This window comes from Burkholderia sp. WTPI3, assembly GCF_021483755.1.
GTDB lineage: Bacteria > Pseudomonadota > Gammaproteobacteria > Burkholderiales > Burkholderiaceae > Burkholderia.
Window position 1 is genome coordinate 79868 of the sequence record NZ_JAGIXF010000016.1, and the last position, 15814, is coordinate 95681.

Consider the following 15814-nt stretch of genomic DNA (forward strand, 5'->3'; position numbering starts at 1 on the left):
GCGTGTCGTGGGGTGTCGCGCCCGAACATCGCTTCGTCGCGGATTTGCAACCAGCCGTAACCGCACGCACGAACGCGCGAGGATACGAATCGCCTTCAGGCGAATGACAGGTGGATTCGCCTCCGTAGAGACAGGCATCGCGCCTGCACCATGAAAAAAGGGCGGCTCATCGGCCGCCCTTCGTTTCAGCGCCGCGCGTTCGCACAGGGCGCAACGGACGCGACAGGCTCGAACAACGCATCGGCCTGCCGGATGCGCATGAATCGCGCGGCGTCCCCGCCGTCCACCAGCGCGCGGAAATGCGCTTCGCCGCACGCGAGCTTCGCACGTTCGTGCTCGCTCGACACATCGCCATCCGCATTCGGCGTATCGACGACGAAGTACAGCCGCTCGCCGCCATCCTGCTCCGCGAGCACGGCCCAGTCCGGGTGATAGCTGCCGAGCGGCGTCGGCACGCGGAACCACGCGGGCAGCTTCGCGTACAGCTTCACGCCGTCGTGCGCTTCCAGCGCGTCGGCGAACGCGCGTTCCGCATCGGTGTCGCACACGACTGCCTCGTGGATCGCCTTCCGTGCATCGGGCCGCAGGTTGCGCAGGTAGCCGGTCAGCGCCTCGCTCTCGAACGACTCGAGCGCATGCACGTGGCGCTCGCCGAGCTTGCGATACGCGATGCCCGCCACCAGCGCGAGCCGCTTGCAGCGGTTGATCGCATCGGCCGCGAGTGCGATGAACTGCTGCGGATTCACGCGGAAATCGTCGAGCCGGCCGCTGTCGGCCAGGATCGTCGCGAGCGAACGGCGCGTGAGTTGCGTGCGGTCCTGCAGCTCGGTGAGCAGATCGGGCAGCGGCAGCTCGCCTTCGTCGATCAGCACGGTGCCCGCGCCGCCCACTTCGATCGCCTCGATGCCGGCCTTGCCGATGTCGATCTCGGCCTTGCGCCATTGCAACCGTGCGCGTGCGATGTCCGGCGCGTTGCGCAGCGCGGCCGTGCAGTCGCGCACGAGCTTCGCGTTGTCGAATTCGACGCTGTACACGGTGCGATGGCGGATACGGTCCCACAGCGCGCGGAAGTCGTCGCCGAACACGACGGCCTTGCCGGACGCGTCGCGCCGCAATGCGATCGCGCGGCGCTCGTCCGCATTGCGCACGGCGAAGCGGCCCGACAGCTTGCGCAGCGTCGCGACGATCGGCGCGCGCAGCGTCTCGAACGCGTCGGGCAGCACGAGCGCGCTCTGGCGCAGCGCATCCTTGAGCCGGTCGAGCACCTTGCCTTGCGCGTCGACGTAGCCCTGCTCGTGCAGATGCGTCCACAGCACGCGCGACAGCTCGATGCCGAGCGCATGCGCGGGGCCATCGCCTTCCTGCACCGGCAGCGCCGCGAACTGGTGCTCCTCGACGATCCCGAAACGGATGCCGGTGTCGGCCTCGATTTCCTTCTGCAGGTTCTCGGCGAACGACTCGTAGCGCTCGGTCGCGATCACGGTGAGCGTGTTCACGCCCGGGTCGCGCACGCGCTCGCCATCCTGGTCGACGGCGAGGCGCAGCCCGCGGCCGAGCGTCTGGCGGCGCTCGCGTTCGGTCTGGATGTCGCGCAGCGTGCAGATCTGGAACACGTTCGGGTTGTCCCAGCCTTCCTTCAGCGCCGAGTGCGAGAAGATGAACTTCAGCGGCGTGTCGAACGACAGCAGCGCTTCCTTCTCGCGCATGATGAGGCCGTATGCGCGCTCTGCGTTCTCGCGGGCCGCGGCGCTGCTCTCGCTCGTGTCGGTCCAGCCGCCCTTGCGGTCGATCGAGAAGTAACCGTTGTGTGCGCGCTCGACTTCGAGCGCGACGTCGACGCCGTCGAACAGCGCACGGTAGGCCGGCACGCGCGCCGCGCGGGCATATTCCTCTTCGAAGATCAGCGCGTAGTCGCCCTTCACGGGCACGCCGTTCTCGTCGTAGCGGCGATAGCGCTCGACCGAATCGACGAAGAACAGCGACAGCACCTTCACGCCGCGCTCCGCCAGGCGCAATTCCTTGTCGAGATGCTCGCGGATCGTGCGGCGGATCATCTCGCGCTGCACGGCGAGCGTGTCGATATCGCCGAACGCTTCGCCGAGCGACAGGAATGCCTCGCCTTCGGGATGGCGCAGCTCGACGTATTCGGCGCCCTTCACCGCGTGGACTTCGCCGATCCGCATCCCGGCGTACAACGCGCGTTTGGTCAGGCGCTCGAGATCGTCGCCGTCGGTGGCCGACACGATCTGGCGCTTCACGCCGGCCGCCGTCGCGACGTCGAGCTCGATGCGCGCGCTGATCGCGCCGCGCCGGTTCGACACGCCGGCGAGCCGCACATACGGCTTGTTGTGCGCATCCTCGACGATCGCCGACGCGATCTCGATCTGCTTGACGAGCTTGCGCTCGTACGCGTCGACCGCATCGAGCCGGTACACCATGTGGTGCCGGTCGACGTGCGTGGCCGAATAGCGCAGCGTGCAGAGCGGCGCCATCGCGGCGAGCGCTTCGCGCCCGCGCCCCTCGAGACCGCCGTCGACGCTTTGCGGCTCGTCGACGATCACGATCGGCCGCGTCGCGCGGATGAGGTCGATCGGCTTCTCGCCGCCGGTTTTCTCGCTGTCCTTGTAGAGATTGTTGATCTCCTTCTTGTTGATCGCGGCAACCGTCATCACCATGATCTGGATCGCCGCGCTCGCCGCGAAATGGCGTACCTGGCCGAGCTTCGCGGAGTCGTACAGGAAGTAGTCGTACGGCACGCCCGCGTACAGCGCGCGGAAATGGTCCTCGGTGATCGACAGCGTCTTGTGCACGCCTTCCTTGATCGCGATCGACGGCACGACGATCACGAACTTCGTGAAGCCGTAGCGGCGGTTCAGCTCGAAGATCGTGCGCAGGTACACGTAGGTCTTGCCGGTGCCGGTCTCCATCTCGACGGTGAAATCGCGCGAGCCGGGCAGGCCGGACGGCGGCAGCCCGCCGCGCAGCTGCACGTCGGCCAGATTGCGCGCGAGCGCGTCGTCGGTCAGCGACAGCCGGTTGCCGACGCCTTGCTCCGACACCGCGAAGCCGAGCGAGCCTTGCGCGGCGGCCGTCGTGCCGGGCGCGGCGTTCGCGAGCACGCTGAAGTCGCCGCGATACGATTCCTGACCGCGAAACAGGTCGCAGACGGCGTCGATCGCCTCGCGCTGATAGTCGAGATCCGCTTCGAAATGCAGCCGCATCACAGGCTCCGCACGCGCTTCACGCCGTGCTGTTCGAGCAGCGCGGCGAGATTGAGCTTCGCGACGTCGTCGACGAAGCCGCTGTCGCGGAACAGGCAGGTGACGTCGCGCGTCGCGCCGGTCGCGTCGAGCAAGTCGACGATACCGTCGGCGAGCGGGCCCGCGTCGTCGCGCGCGATGCGCGCATCGAAGCACGCGACGATCGAGCGGCCGATCAGGTGCACGGTCTTGCCGGCGACCCGGTGATGCTCGACCGGCGTGCACAGGTCGAGCCCGAGCTTCAGCGTCAGTTCGGCGAGCAGGTCGTCCTCGGTGCGGCCGGTCTTCACGTGCTCGACGGACGCGAAGAGCGCATGGTCGAAGTCGTCGCGGCGCGGATCCCACTCGATCACGTTGGTCGTGTCGAGCCTGTACACGCGGAAGCCGAGGTCGCCATAGCTTTCCGGATAGTCGCGCGCAACCTGCTGCGCGGCGCGGCGCAGGCGCTCTTTCGTGACTTCGGCGAGCGTCAGCGGCTTTTTCAGCTTCGCGCAGAAATCGGCGGCGGCCAGCTGCGTCTTGTCGCGGCGATCGAGCGCCTCGGGCAGCTGCACGAGGATGTAGCGGCGCGCGCCGCCGTCGGTCGCGTTCACCTGCATCACCGCATGGCCGGTCGAACCGGAGCCGGCGAAGCAGTCGAGCACGATGTCGTCGCCGCGTGTGCACCAGCCGATCACGGCCGCGGCGAAATCGACGGGCTTCGGCAGGTCGAACGGGATGCCGAGCGTCTTGAGCAGCGCGTCGTCGGAGCCGGCGAACGGCAGCACCGACGGCACGTTCTCGTACATGTTCTCGTCGAGGTAGTAGATCCGCTGCGGCTGCGTGGTTTCATCCGGGCCGAATTCGATCTGGCCGCGCTCGATCAACGCCTGCATCGTCGCGGGCGGATTGCGCCAGCCGCGCGCCGGCATCGCGCATGGCTTGCCGGTGACCGGGTGGATCAGCGGCGTGAAATACTCTTCCGGCGCCTTCTTCTTGTTCGGCCACGCCATCGATACGAGGCGGTATACGCGGCCTTCTTCCGACAGCCGGTCGTACATCACCTCGCCGCCTGACAGGTTGGTCTGCGCCTTCATCCACGCGCGGTACGCCTTCTGCGCGTCCTTCGCGTTGCCGCTGCGGTACATCGCGTCGTGCGCGGCGTCGAGCATGCGCTGCGCGTTGCGCTTCGGGCGCTTGAGCGGCGCCTGTTCGAGCAGCGTCTCGGCGTTGCGCGCGAACAGCACCAGCGATTCGTGCTGGTACGCGACGCCGCGCGCGTCGCCCTTCGGGTTGCGCTTGTCCCACACGGCGACGCCGAGCTCGTTCTCCTCGCCGAAGATCTCGCGCAGCATCAGCACGAGCGCATGCACTTCGTGCTCGTCGATGTGCACGGCGATCAGCCCTTCGTCGGACAGCAGCGCGTGCGCGAGCTTCAGGCGCGGATACATCATGTTCAGCCAGTCGGTGTGGAACCGGCCGTTCGCCTCGGTATTGGTGCTGCGCTTCACGCCGGCGTCGGTCTGGCCCGTCATCGCCAGGTAGTGGCGGATGCTGTCGCTGAAGTCGTCCGGATAGACGAAATCGCTGCCGGTGTTGTACGGCGGGTCGATGTAGACGAGCTTCACCTTGCCCGCGTAGCTCTTGTGCAGCAGCTTCATCACGTCGAGGTTGTCGCCCTCGATCACGAGATGGCGCGTGTCGTCCCAGGCGACGCTGTCGTCGGGGCACGGGCGCAGCGTGCCTGTCGACGGCGTGAGCGCGGCCTGGCGGGCGCTGCGCTTGCCGTGCCAGTGGAAGCCGTAGCGCTCGTCGGCGTCGCCGACGGTGCGCTCGCCGACCAGCGCCTTCAGCACGTCGACGTCGACCGACGCGCCGTTCGGGCCTTCGGTCACGAGTTCGGGGAACAGCGCCTTCAGGCGCGCGACGTTGTCGGCGGTGAAATCCGTCGACATCGCCTGCGGGCTCGCCGCATCGAGTTTCTGCATCGTTTTTTCCATCGGAACCCGGCCGCGTGCGCCAGGACGTCGGGCGCACTCACGGCTCCGGCGGCAATGGCCACCCGGGCAAACCCGAAACGCTAGCGAGTCGGTCGGCGCAGGTCAAGCACCGATGCAAGGCGAGCGTGCGCACATCGGCCGCGATCGCCCGCCAGACGGGCCGCAAGCGGCTTCGGGCCGGTTGTCGCAGGGCCGGCCGGCAGGCGTTTCCCGGGGCACCGGCGCCCGCCGAAAACGACGAAAAAAAGGGCACGGTCAGCGCAATGCGGCGGCGTGCCCGCATGGAGAAGTCCCGAACGAAGAAAACGGCGGGGCGCGGCGCGCCCCGGCCGCCGAATCAGAAACGCGTACGGACGCCCGTCGTCAGCTCGAGCTGGTTTTTCGCACCGAACGTCGACGACACCGTGTAACCACCGTGCAGCTTCATGTAGTCGCCGGCGAGGTAAAGCTCGGTGCGTTTGCTCAGGTGGTAGAACACCGACCCGTAGAGCGTTTCCTTGAAGCCGTTGCCGACACCGCTGGTCAGGCTGAACGCGCCGAGGTTCGCGTTCGGGATGAAGCCGTCCGAGGTGTACGCGGCGTTCTTGACCCGCATCTGCTGATAGCCGAGCTCGTAGTCGAGCACGCCCTTCGGCTGGATCTTCATCGACACCGTCCATGCGTCGTCGTGACGCTGGCCGAGCGAGCCCTGGTCGCCGTTGTAGCGGAAGTAGCCGGCGTTCAGGCGCACGATGCCGAACGTATAGTTGCCGCCGACCGAGAACGTCTGGTTGGTGTAGCCGCCGTTGTTCACGTGGTTGTAGAAGCCGGACACGTTGAACGGCCCGCCGTTGTAGCCGAGCGCGAGCTGGTATGCGGAGCCGGTCGCGAACGCTGTCGAGTTGCTGAACTGGTAGCCGGCGCTCGCGAAGATGCCGTTGCTGAACAGCTTCTTCCACGCGAGGCCGTTGTTGTAGCGCGTGCCGGTCGGGCTGGCCGCGTAGAAGATCATCTGCTTGAAGTTGTTCGAGTTGGTCCAGCCTCCTTCTTCAGTCGACAGCTTCGCGGAGCCGTATGCGTCGCCGTAGATCGCCGACGCGTCGCGCGCGATCGTGTTCTGGAACCCGGCCGTCAGCTTGCCGAAGCGCTCGTCCTCGATGCCGACCCATGCGTCGCGATCGAAGATCTGGCCGTTGTCTTCCATCTGGCCGTTCGCGACCACGTATTCGCTTTCGAGGCGGAAGATGACCTTCGTGCCGCCGCCGATGTCCTCGGCGCCTTTCAGGCCCCAGCGGCTGCCGCTGAACCACGGCTCGCCTTCGTTGCCCATCCCGATCACGTGATTGCCGTTCGCATCGGCGTGGGTCCGGTAGGTCGGAAAGCTGAGGTCCATCAGGCCGTAGAGCTGCACGCTCGACTGCGCCTGCGCCTGGGTGCCGGCACAGAGGCCCGCCGCCGCGATGGAAAGGGCAAGGGTTTTTCGTTTCAAGATCGTCTCCTCCTGGCTGCCGCATTGAAATGTTCATTGGCACTACGTAATGTATGCCGGCTGTTGCCGGCCACAGCGAGAGGGCCGACGCGTAGCATGGTAGGGGGTGCAATCCTTCATGCCGCTTTCCCGGCCGCAAGAATCGGATTGGTGAAAACACCGAACGCGCGACGATCACGAACCGGGCGGACGAACGGCCGCTAACCCGGCGGACGGCCGTCGGGGTTTCAGAGAAAGTTCGTCATGCGAAGGGATTGACGAAGGCGGGGAGTGCGACCGCGTCAGTCCTGCACGCTCTTCGCGCGCAGGATATAGCCCAGCCCGCGCAGCGTGATGATCTCGGCCGTGCTGCCGGCCAGATGCTTGCGCAACCGGTGGATATAGATGTCGATCGCGTCGGCGCTCGGCTCGTCGTCGAGCGCGAATACGCTGTCCATCAGCCGCGCCTTCGACACGGTCCTGTTCTGCTGCAGCATCAGCGTCTCGAGGATCGCATGCTCGCGGCGGCGCAGCGCGAGTACCGCGTCGCCGCAGCGGAATTCGCGCGTGCCGAACGCGTAGACGAGATCGCCGCATACAAGCCGGGTCGTGCCGACGCCGGCCTGCCGGCGGATCAGCGCGCGGATCCGCGCAACCAGTTCGCGCGATTCGAACGGCTTGACCACGTAGTCGTCGGCGCCCGCGCCGAAGCAGTCGACCTTGTCGTCGACCGAGCCGTGCGCGGTCAGCATCAGCACCGGCACGTTGTCGTTGCGGCGCCGCAGCCGCGCGAGCACTTCCTTGCCGCTGATGCCGGGCAGCCGCATATCGAGCAGCACCGCGTCGTAGCGTTCGGTCTTCAGCACCGTGTCCGCGCGCTCGCCGTCGCCGACGCAGTCGACTGCGAAATCCTCGCCGCGCAGCAGGTTCACGATCCAGTGCGCGAGTTCGGCGTTGTCTTCGACCAATAGAAGTTTCATGACGGCATCACGTTCTCAATCATAAGCGGGCAGCCGTACGGTCACGACGACGCCGCGATTGCCCGGCCCCAGCGCGAGCGACGCGCTGCCGCCGTGCGCCTGCGCAATCTCGCGCACGATCGCAAGGCCCAGGCCTGAGCCTTCGGTGTCGGCCGACACGCGGTAGAACCGCTTGAACACGTGCGGCCGGGCTTCGGCCGGAATGCCCGGGCCGTTGTCGATCACGTCTAGCACGATCGCATCGCCGTGGCGTTGCGCGGCGACCGTCACGCAGCCGCCCGACGGCGTGTAACGCACCGCATTGTCTACGAGGTTCATCACCAGCGCGGTCAGCAGGCTGTCGCTGCCCGCGACGTCGAGCCGTTCGCCGAGATCGGCGCCGAGATCGATGTCGCGCCGCTGCGCGAGCACGATCGTCTCCTCCAGCACGCTCGACACCACGGCCGCGAGATCGACGCGATGCGTGAGCAGCGTCGACGGCGTCGCTTCCGCATGCGCGAGCAGCAGCAGCTTGTCGGTCACGTCGGCCATCTTGCGGCTGCTGCGCTGCATGCTGTCGAGCACCGACGCGAGCGCCGGATCGTCGCGCCCGCGCTGCTGCGCGTACTGGATCTGCGTGTCGAGCACCGCGATCGGCGTGCGCAGCTGGTGCGCGGCGTCCGCGATGAAGCGGCGTTGCGTGGCCGTGTGCGTATTCAGCCGCGCGATGCACTGGTTGATCGCATCGACGATCGGCCGCAACTCGTGCTGCAGCCGCTCGGGGCGGATCGGCTCGAGCTCCATCGGTCCGCGATCGGCGACGTCGTCCTTCAGCTTCATCAGCGGCCGCAGTTCGAGCGTGAGGCCCAGATAGACCAGCACCACCGCGAGCACCAGCATCAGCGACAGGCGCATGAGCTGCGGGCGCCAGATCGTCGCCACCATCGCATCGTGCGAACGCGTCGTCTTCGCGACCACCACCGTCACCGTCTCGATCTGCCCTTCGTCGTACAGCTGGCGATCGTACGCTGCGGCGTGCAGCGGCACACCGTCGAGCGACGTGTCGTACAGCGTCGGCTCGACGCCGTGCTGCCCGGACACCTCGAGCGCCGGGTTACCCGCGAGCAGGCGTCCGTGGCTGTCGATCACCTTGTAGAACACCGAATCGCGCGACGGCGATTCGAAGATCTCGAGCGCGGCCGGCGGCACGTCGGCGACGGGCAGCCCGTTGCGCCATTCGACGTCCTCGCCGATGGTGCGCGCGGATGCGACGAGCGCGCTGTCCTGCACGAGCCCGGCCGTGCGCCGCGCGGTGTCGTACGACATCGCGCCCGCGATCAGCACGAAAGCCGCGAGCGGCAGCAGCAGCCACCACAGAAGCCGCCCGCGCAGGCTGTGCGCCATGCCTTCTCCTCAATGCCGAACCGCGCCGGGGGCGGCCGGCGCGGTTCGGGCGTGTCATGTGATGCGGGCGGTGCTCAGAACGCGGCGGGACGCCACTTCAGCAAGCGCTTCTCGACCCAGGTCAGCAGGTAGTCGGCGGCCAGCGCGACCACGGCCAGCACGATCATCGCCGCGAACACGCCGCTCGCGTTGAACGCGCCCTGGGCGGTGGAGATTAGCAGGCCGATGCCCTGCTTGGAACCCAGAAATTCGCCGACCACCGCACCGACCAGCGCGAAGCCGAAGCTCACATGCAGACTCGCGAGAATCCAGCTCAGCGCGGACGGGATCACGACGGCCGTGGTGATCTGCCGGCGCGACGCGCCGAGGATCTGCGCGTTCGCGATCAGGTAGCGGTCGGCTTCGCGCACTCCCTGGAACGCGTTGCCGAACACGACGAAGAACACCATCACGACGGCCAGCGCGATCTTCGACGCCATCCCGAGGCCGAGCGCGATCACGAAGATCGAGCCGAGCACGACGCGCGGAATCGAGTTCGCGATCTGGATGTACAGGCCGAACACGTCGGCCATCAGCTTGTTGCGGCCGAGCACGATCCCGCAGATCACGCCGGCGACCGAGCCGATCAGGAAGCCGATCGCGGTTTCCTCGAGCGTGACCCATACCTGCGTGAGCAGCGGGCCCTGCGACGTGCCGTTCACGAACCAGTCCTGGATCTGCTCGAAAATCAGCGACGGCATCGAGAAGAAGAACGGATCGATCCACTTCAGCCGTGCGGCGAGTTCCCACCCGCCCAGCACGACGACGAGCACGGCGATCCGCAGCCCGACGATCAGGTTGCGCCGGCGGCGCAGCCGGCGTTGCGCGGCGCGCTCGTCGTCCTCGAGCGTGGTCGCCGGAAGGGCGGTGGTGGGAAGCGTCATGTCGGTCATGCTCCTGTCCTTGCTGTTTGTTGCCATGGCCTGCCGTGCGGCTCGTGCGGTCAGCCGATCTGCACTTCTTCGCGCAGGTCGTGCCAGATGTCCTTGGAAATTTCGATGAAGCGCGGGTCGTAGCGCACTTCCGACATGACGCGCGGGCGCGGCAGGTCGATCTCGTACACGCGCTTGAGCGTCGCGGGGCGCGCGGTCAGGACGAACACGCGGTCGGCGAGCGCGATCGCCTCCTCGAGATCGTGCGTGACGAACACGACCGAACCCTTGTTGGCGGACCACAGCTGCAGCAGTTCGTCCTGCATCAGCGTGCGCGTCTGCATGTCGAGCGCGGAGAACGGCTCGTCCATCAGCAGGATTTCCGGCTGGTTGATGAAGGTCTGCGCGAGCGCGACGCGCTTGCGCATCCCGCCGGAGAGCTGGTGCGGGTAGTGCTTGGTGAACTTGTCGAGGCCGACCTTGCGGATCCATTCCTCGGCCTGCGCATACGCGACGTCCTTCGAGCGGCCGCGAAACAGGGGGCCGGCCGCGACGTTGTCGATCACGTTGCGCCACGGGAACACGGCGTCGGCCTGGAACACGAAGCCGATGCGCGGGTCGATCCCGTCGACCGGGCGGCCCATCACGCGCACTTCGCCGGACACCGGCTTGAGCAGCCCGGTGATCAGGTTCAGCGTGGTCGACTTGCCGCAGCCGGTCGGCCCGACGATCGCGATGAACTCGCCGCGCGCGACGCTCATGCTGAAGTCGCGCAGCGCGACGGTGGCCTTGCCTTCCGGCGAAATGAAGCGGCACGACACGTTGCGAAACTCGATCGCCGGTGTGCTCGGGGAGACTGCCTGGTTCATCGCATTCGTCCTGCGGGTGAAGAGGGCGCCGCATCGTGGCGACGCCGGGCCGGTCAGCCGGGCCGGAACGGGGCACGCACGGCGGCGGGATCGCCGCCGCCGGCGCCGGTACCGATGTGGGTTACTTCGCGTTCACGAAGTCGTTCGTATAGGTGCGCGCCAGGTCGATGTGCTTGCCTTTCACGGACGGGTTGAACGCCGACAGCACCTTGAGCACGGTCGCCGGGCCGTCGGCCGGCATCTTCGCGTCGGCTGTATACATCGGCAGCGACGCCTTCAGCGCGGCCACGTACAGCGCCTTGTCCTTCTGGTAGTCGGCCGGCATCCTGGCGGCGATTTCCTCGGCGCTGTGCGTGTGGATGAACTGCATGGTCTTTGCGAAGGCATGCGCGAGCTTGGTCGCCTGCGCCTTGTGCGAATCGGCCCAGGCCGACTGCACGTACAGGCTCGCGGCCGGATAGGTGCCGCCGAGCGCGGCGCGCGTGCCGTCGACGGTGCGCATGTCGACCAGCACCTTGGCGTCGCCCATCTTCTCGAGCGCGGACACCGTCGGCTCGGTCGTCATCCCGGCGTCGATGCGACCCTGTTTGATCGCGGCGATGAAGCTCGCGTCGGCGCCGACCGGCAGCATCGTGTACTGCGTCGACGGCACGCCGTGCTGCAGCGCGAGGTACTGCGTGAGGAAGCTCGTCGACGAGCCGAGGCCCGTCACGCCGAGCGTCTTGCCCTTCGCATCGCCCATCGACCTGAAGGTCGGCGCCGCCTTGGTCGACACCATCTCGACTTCGCCCGGCACCTGGCCGAACACGGCGATCGCCTTCACGTCCTTGCCCTTGCTCTGCAGGTCGATCGTGTGGTCGTAGAAGCCGACGACGGCCTGCACGGCGCCCGCCAGCAGCTCGTTCTCGGCGTCGACGCCGGCCGGCTGCGACAGCAGTTCGACGTCGAGCCCTTCGTCCTTGAAGTAGCCGAGCTCCTGCGTGAGCCGCGCGGGCAGGTAGATCAGCTTCGCGATCCCGCCGACCATGATCGTGATCTTGCCGCCGTCGTCGGCGAAAGCGGGGTGAGCGGCGAGCGCGCAGCTCAGGCTGGCTGCCACGGCGAGGGTGCGCAGGATGGGTCGCATCGGGTCGTCTCCTTCGTTGTAATCGTATGGCGCGATGCTTGCTGCATCGTCCTGACGAGTATAGGGACACGAAACCTTCTGCAACCTTTCGCGGGGGGGCGGATCAGTTAGGGGTTTTCCACGAATCCGACGCGAATGCCCGAAGAGCGCCCCCCAGCCGGATTGCGCCGCAGGTTTGAATGGCAACAGGCCTATCTATGCTGATTTCTCAGCATTACGCTTTGGCAAGCACGAAGAGAATTATTCATTGAGCTGAGCCCGGGCCGACTACGGAAGTACAGCTCCACGGCAAAAGCCGTGGCCGACGAGGACTCATCGCGTTGGCAACTTGCCGCCTTTGGTTCCTCGTGATCTGTTCGATTCGCCTTCTGCCTTGATATTTCACTTCGATGATCCAATGAGTCTAATAGGCCGTTGAAATACCCATCGACCGGATTCAGACCACTCTCGCAAATGACATGAATTCGCTCAACGGCTCGGCAATTTTGTTGCGTCACGCCGGGTTCAGCGGTAGAGCCCGGCCGGCGAAGGTATTTCCCGCCAGATTTCCTGCATTACGCGCCCTGCGGACGCACGAATCCCAACGTTCTCAGCCGCGTCAGGTTGTAGGCCGCCATCGTCAGCGTGAGCAACTGATCAACTTTCTCCAAGCCTCTCACCATCACCTGCCGGATCGGCCCGATCCGTTTGCCCCAGCCGAAGCACTGTTCGATGCATTTCCGTTTGCGCTGGCTCAGTGCGTAACCGAGATGCCGCGTCGTCCGACCATCGATTGCACTTCCGCCGGTGCGCTTCGTGTTGCGTGCGACGTGCGGCGTCACGTTGTATTCGCGGCAGGCCTTCACAAATCCACGCGTGTCGTACGCCTTGTCTGCGCCCACCGTAATACGCACGTCCGAACCCGACACATCGCGCAGCATGTCCGTCGCCACTTTGCGTTCCGCTCGGCCATTCGCCTCGCTGGCCTGAACGTTCACGACCAGACCGTGCCGGTTATCCGTCAGCACATGGCCCAGGTAACTCGGCAAGGCTGGCGCGGCATTGCTCTTGCGATAGAGCCGGCTCTCACCGTCGCTCTTCGATTCGTGCGTTTCATTACTGCGCGATTCGCCATGCCAATTGTCAGGCGGACGATCATCGTCCCCGCCATCCTTGCGCCGGATGCTCTTGTGGCTGGCCCACGCATGGATCAAGGTGCCGTCCACACTGAAGTGCTCGCCCGACAGCAAGCCGCGTTTATGCGCCGTTTCCACCGTCGCGTTGAACAGGTCAGTCACTGCGTCGAACTCGATCAGTCGATCCCGGTTCTTGCTGAACACCGAGTGATTCCACACCGCGTCTTCGATCGACAGGCCGACGAACCAACGGAACAAAAGGTTGTACGAGATCTGCTCGACCAGTTGCCGCTCGCTGCGAATGCTGTATAGCACCTGAAGTAGCATCGCCCGCATCAGCTTCTCCGGCGCAATGCTCGGCCGACCGCCTTTGATGTCCGCTTCGTACATCGCCGAGAACTTGGCATCCATATTCGACAGCGCCTCGTTCATCCAAGTCCGGATCGGGCGCAGCGGATGCGTTTGCGGTACGAACTCCTCCAGTCTGACTGTACTGAACAGGGATTCGTTGTAGCTGTCGGTGCCTCGCATGCTGCCTTCGTGCCTTGGGATCGGGTTCGCTACATCGTGACGGATCGGCGGGGGGATTTCAACGGCCTGTTATGGGGAGGGCTGACTTTCGCAACGGTCTTCGTGCTGCGTGATTACCCCGGTGGCCATCCCTTTTTGGTGATCGCCACCGCCCACGCTGCCCGCAACACGCTAGCAAGTTTCCTTATCTGACATGAATGCATCATCCCCGGGTCGATCGATGGATTCGTCGCCAATCGGCCGGTTCGATAGGCCCTGAACTCGCACGAAATCGTGATGACTCGGTTGCGCCTGTATCTCGGGTCGAATGACCCGCGCCTAGCGCCAGCCCAGCAGCACCCGCCCCATCGCGTCGAGCCCGATGTCGAACAGATGCGACACGAATGGCACGAGGTTCGGGATCATCAGTTGCACGAGCAACAGTCCGACCAGCATCGTGACCGGAAAGCCGATCTGGAAGATGCCGATCTGCGGCGCCGCGCGGTTCAGGATCCCGAGCGCGAGGTTCGCGATCAGGAGCGCCGCGACCACCGGCAGCGCGAGCAGCAGCCCCATCTCGAACACGGTCGCACCAAAGGCGGTGAGCGTGCGCCAGCCGGGCGCGTGCAGCAGGCCGGCGGACACCGGCAGCGACTGGAACGACGCGGCGAGCGCCGCGAAGACCTGCAGGTGGCCGTCCACCGCGAGGAACGCGAGCATCGCGATCGCGTTCAGGAACCGGCCCATCACCGGCGTCGCGCCGTTCGAATGCGGGTCGAAGAAGGTCGCGAAGCCGAGCCCCATCGACAGCCCGATGAAGTCGCCGGCCGCCTCGACGGCCGCGAACACGATCTGCATCGTGAAGCCCATCGCCGCGCCGATCAGGAACTGCGTGACGATGATCCAGATGCCCTGCGCGGAGAATACGGTGACGCCGGGCATTGCACCGAGCGTCGGCGCGACGACCAGCGCCATGAACGCGGCCACGCCGATCTTCACGCGCACCGGCACCGACGCGTGACCGACGACGGGGGCCGTCGCGACGAGCGCGAGGATCCGCACGAACGGCCACAGGAAGGCGGTCAGCCAGCCGTTGAGCTGCGCGTAGGTAACCGAGAACATCGCCGTGGAACCGGGCCTGGCCTGCCGGTCAACCGGCGCCGAGCGTCGCGACGTGCAGCAGCGTCTGCCGCAGGTAGTCGAGCATCGTCGTCAGCATCCACGGGCCGGCGATCACGAGCGTCGCGGCCACCGCGAGCAGCTTCGGGATGAACGACAGCGTCGATTCGTTGATCTGCGTCGCGGCCTGGAACAGGCTCACGACCAGGCCGACCGCGAGCGCGACCAGCAGCAGCGGCGCGGCGAGCAGCAGGCCGACCATCATCGCCTGGTGCGCCAGCGTCATCACTTGTTCGGGTGTCATCGCGCGATTCCTCCGCCGCTCACATGAAACTCTGCGCGAGCGAGCCGATCAGCAGCTGCCAGCCGTCGACCAGCACGAACAGCATCAGCTTGAACGGCAGCGACACGGTGGATGGCGACACCATCATCATCCCCATCGACATCAGCACGCTCGCGACGACCATGTCGATGATCAGGAACGGGATGAAGATCGTGAAGCCGATCTGGAAGCCGGTCTTCAACTCGCTCGTGACGAATGCGGGCACCAGCAGCGACAGCGGCACGTCTTCCGGGCCCTGCATCGGCGCGGCCTTCGAGATCTTCGCGAACAGCGCGAGATCGGTCTCGCGGGTCTGCTTCAGCATGAAGGTCTTGAACGGCGCGACGCCGCGCTGCACGGCCTGCTCCATCGGCATCGCGCCGTCGGAGAACGGCTTGTAGCCGTCGGTGTAGGCACGGTCGAGCACCGGCGACATCACGAAGAAGGTAAGGAACATCGCGAGGCCGACCAGCACCTGGTTCGGCGGCGTCGTCGCGGTGCCGAGCGCCTGGCGCAGCAGCGACAGCACGATGATGATGCGCGTGAAGCTCGTCATCATCAGCAGCATCGCCGGCAGGAACGACAGCATCGTGAGCAGCAGCATCGTCTGCACGCTCAGCGAATAGGTGGTGCCGCCGTTCGGGCCCGGGCTCGTGTTGAACGCGGGCAGGCCGGCCGCCTGCGCGCAGGCAAGCGCGGGGGCGAGGCCGAGGATCAGCACGGGCGCGAAGCGCGCCGTGCAGCGCAGGAATTCGTGTTTCATCGGAATGCAGGAACGGAAAGAGGGCACGGC

At 66.2% G+C, this 15814-nt stretch carries 12 protein-coding genes; all 12 read right to left on the bottom strand.

The genetic code is table 11. The features are described 5' to 3' along the window. Positions 1-185: 185 nt before the first annotated feature. The 12 genes from J7024_RS11370 to fliP all read right to left on the bottom strand — a co-directional run bounded on the left by J7024_RS11370 (position 186) and on the right by fliP (position 15784). Positions 186-3221: a type III restriction-modification system endonuclease gene (locus J7024_RS11370; RefSeq protein WP_124830809.1), complete on the bottom strand. Its 3036-nt coding sequence runs from the start codon at positions 3219-3221 to the stop codon at positions 186-188. After that, on the bottom strand, positions 3221-5239 hold the full coding sequence (locus J7024_RS11375; protein ID WP_124830808.1) for a site-specific DNA-methyltransferase: 2019 nt from the start codon (positions 5237-5239) through the stop codon (positions 3221-3223). The genes J7024_RS11370 and J7024_RS11375 overlap by 1 nt, the downstream gene beginning before the upstream one ends. A gap of 337 nt (positions 5240-5576) precedes the next feature. After that, positions 5577-6707 (bottom strand): porin, encoded by a 1131-nt coding sequence (locus J7024_RS11380; protein WP_124830807.1) that lies wholly within the window; start codon positions 6705-6707, stop codon positions 5577-5579. A 281-nt stretch (positions 6708-6988) separates the two neighbouring features. Beyond that, positions 6989-7666, bottom strand: a complete 678-nt coding sequence (locus J7024_RS11385; protein WP_124830806.1) for a response regulator — start codon at positions 7664-7666, stop codon at positions 6989-6991. 15 nt (positions 7667-7681) lie between these two features. Beyond that, the gene (locus tag J7024_RS11390) at positions 7682-9049 is read right to left on the bottom strand and encodes a sensor histidine kinase (RefSeq protein ID WP_175770733.1); all 1368 of its coding nucleotides are present in this window, start codon (positions 9047-9049) and stop codon (positions 7682-7684) included. A 74-nt stretch (positions 9050-9123) separates the two neighbouring features. After that, entirely contained in the window at positions 9124-9972 is an 849-nt protein-coding gene (locus J7024_RS11395) for an ABC transporter permease (RefSeq protein ID WP_175752587.1), read from the bottom strand. Positions 9973-10031: 59 nt separating this feature from the next. Next, entirely contained in the window at positions 10032-10829 is a 798-nt protein-coding gene (locus tag J7024_RS11400; protein ID WP_096506768.1) for an ABC transporter ATP-binding protein, read from the bottom strand. Positions 10830-10950: 121 nt separating this feature from the next. Beyond that, positions 10951-11955 (bottom strand): ABC transporter substrate-binding protein, encoded by a 1005-nt coding sequence (locus tag J7024_RS11405; RefSeq protein WP_124830803.1) that lies wholly within the window; start codon positions 11953-11955, stop codon positions 10951-10953. Positions 11956-12509: 554 nt separating this feature from the next. After that, positions 12510-13601, bottom strand: coding sequence for an IS5 family transposase (locus J7024_RS11410; RefSeq protein WP_108064617.1), 1092 nt, complete (start codon positions 13599-13601; stop codon positions 12510-12512). Positions 13602-13919: 318 nt separating this feature from the next. After that, positions 13920-14702, bottom strand: a complete 783-nt coding sequence (fliR, locus tag J7024_RS11415) for a flagellar biosynthetic protein FliR (RefSeq protein ID WP_124830266.1) — start codon at positions 14700-14702, stop codon at positions 13920-13922. A 28-nt stretch (positions 14703-14730) separates the two neighbouring features. Next, on the bottom strand, positions 14731-15003 hold the full coding sequence (gene fliQ / locus J7024_RS11420; RefSeq protein ID WP_006750427.1) for a flagellar biosynthesis protein FliQ: 273 nt from the start codon (positions 15001-15003) through the stop codon (positions 14731-14733). Positions 15004-15022: 19 nt separating this feature from the next. Then, the gene (gene fliP, locus J7024_RS11425; protein WP_124830267.1) at positions 15023-15784 is read right to left on the bottom strand and encodes a flagellar type III secretion system pore protein FliP; all 762 of its coding nucleotides are present in this window, start codon (positions 15782-15784) and stop codon (positions 15023-15025) included. Positions 15785-15814: the final 30 nt, after the last annotated feature.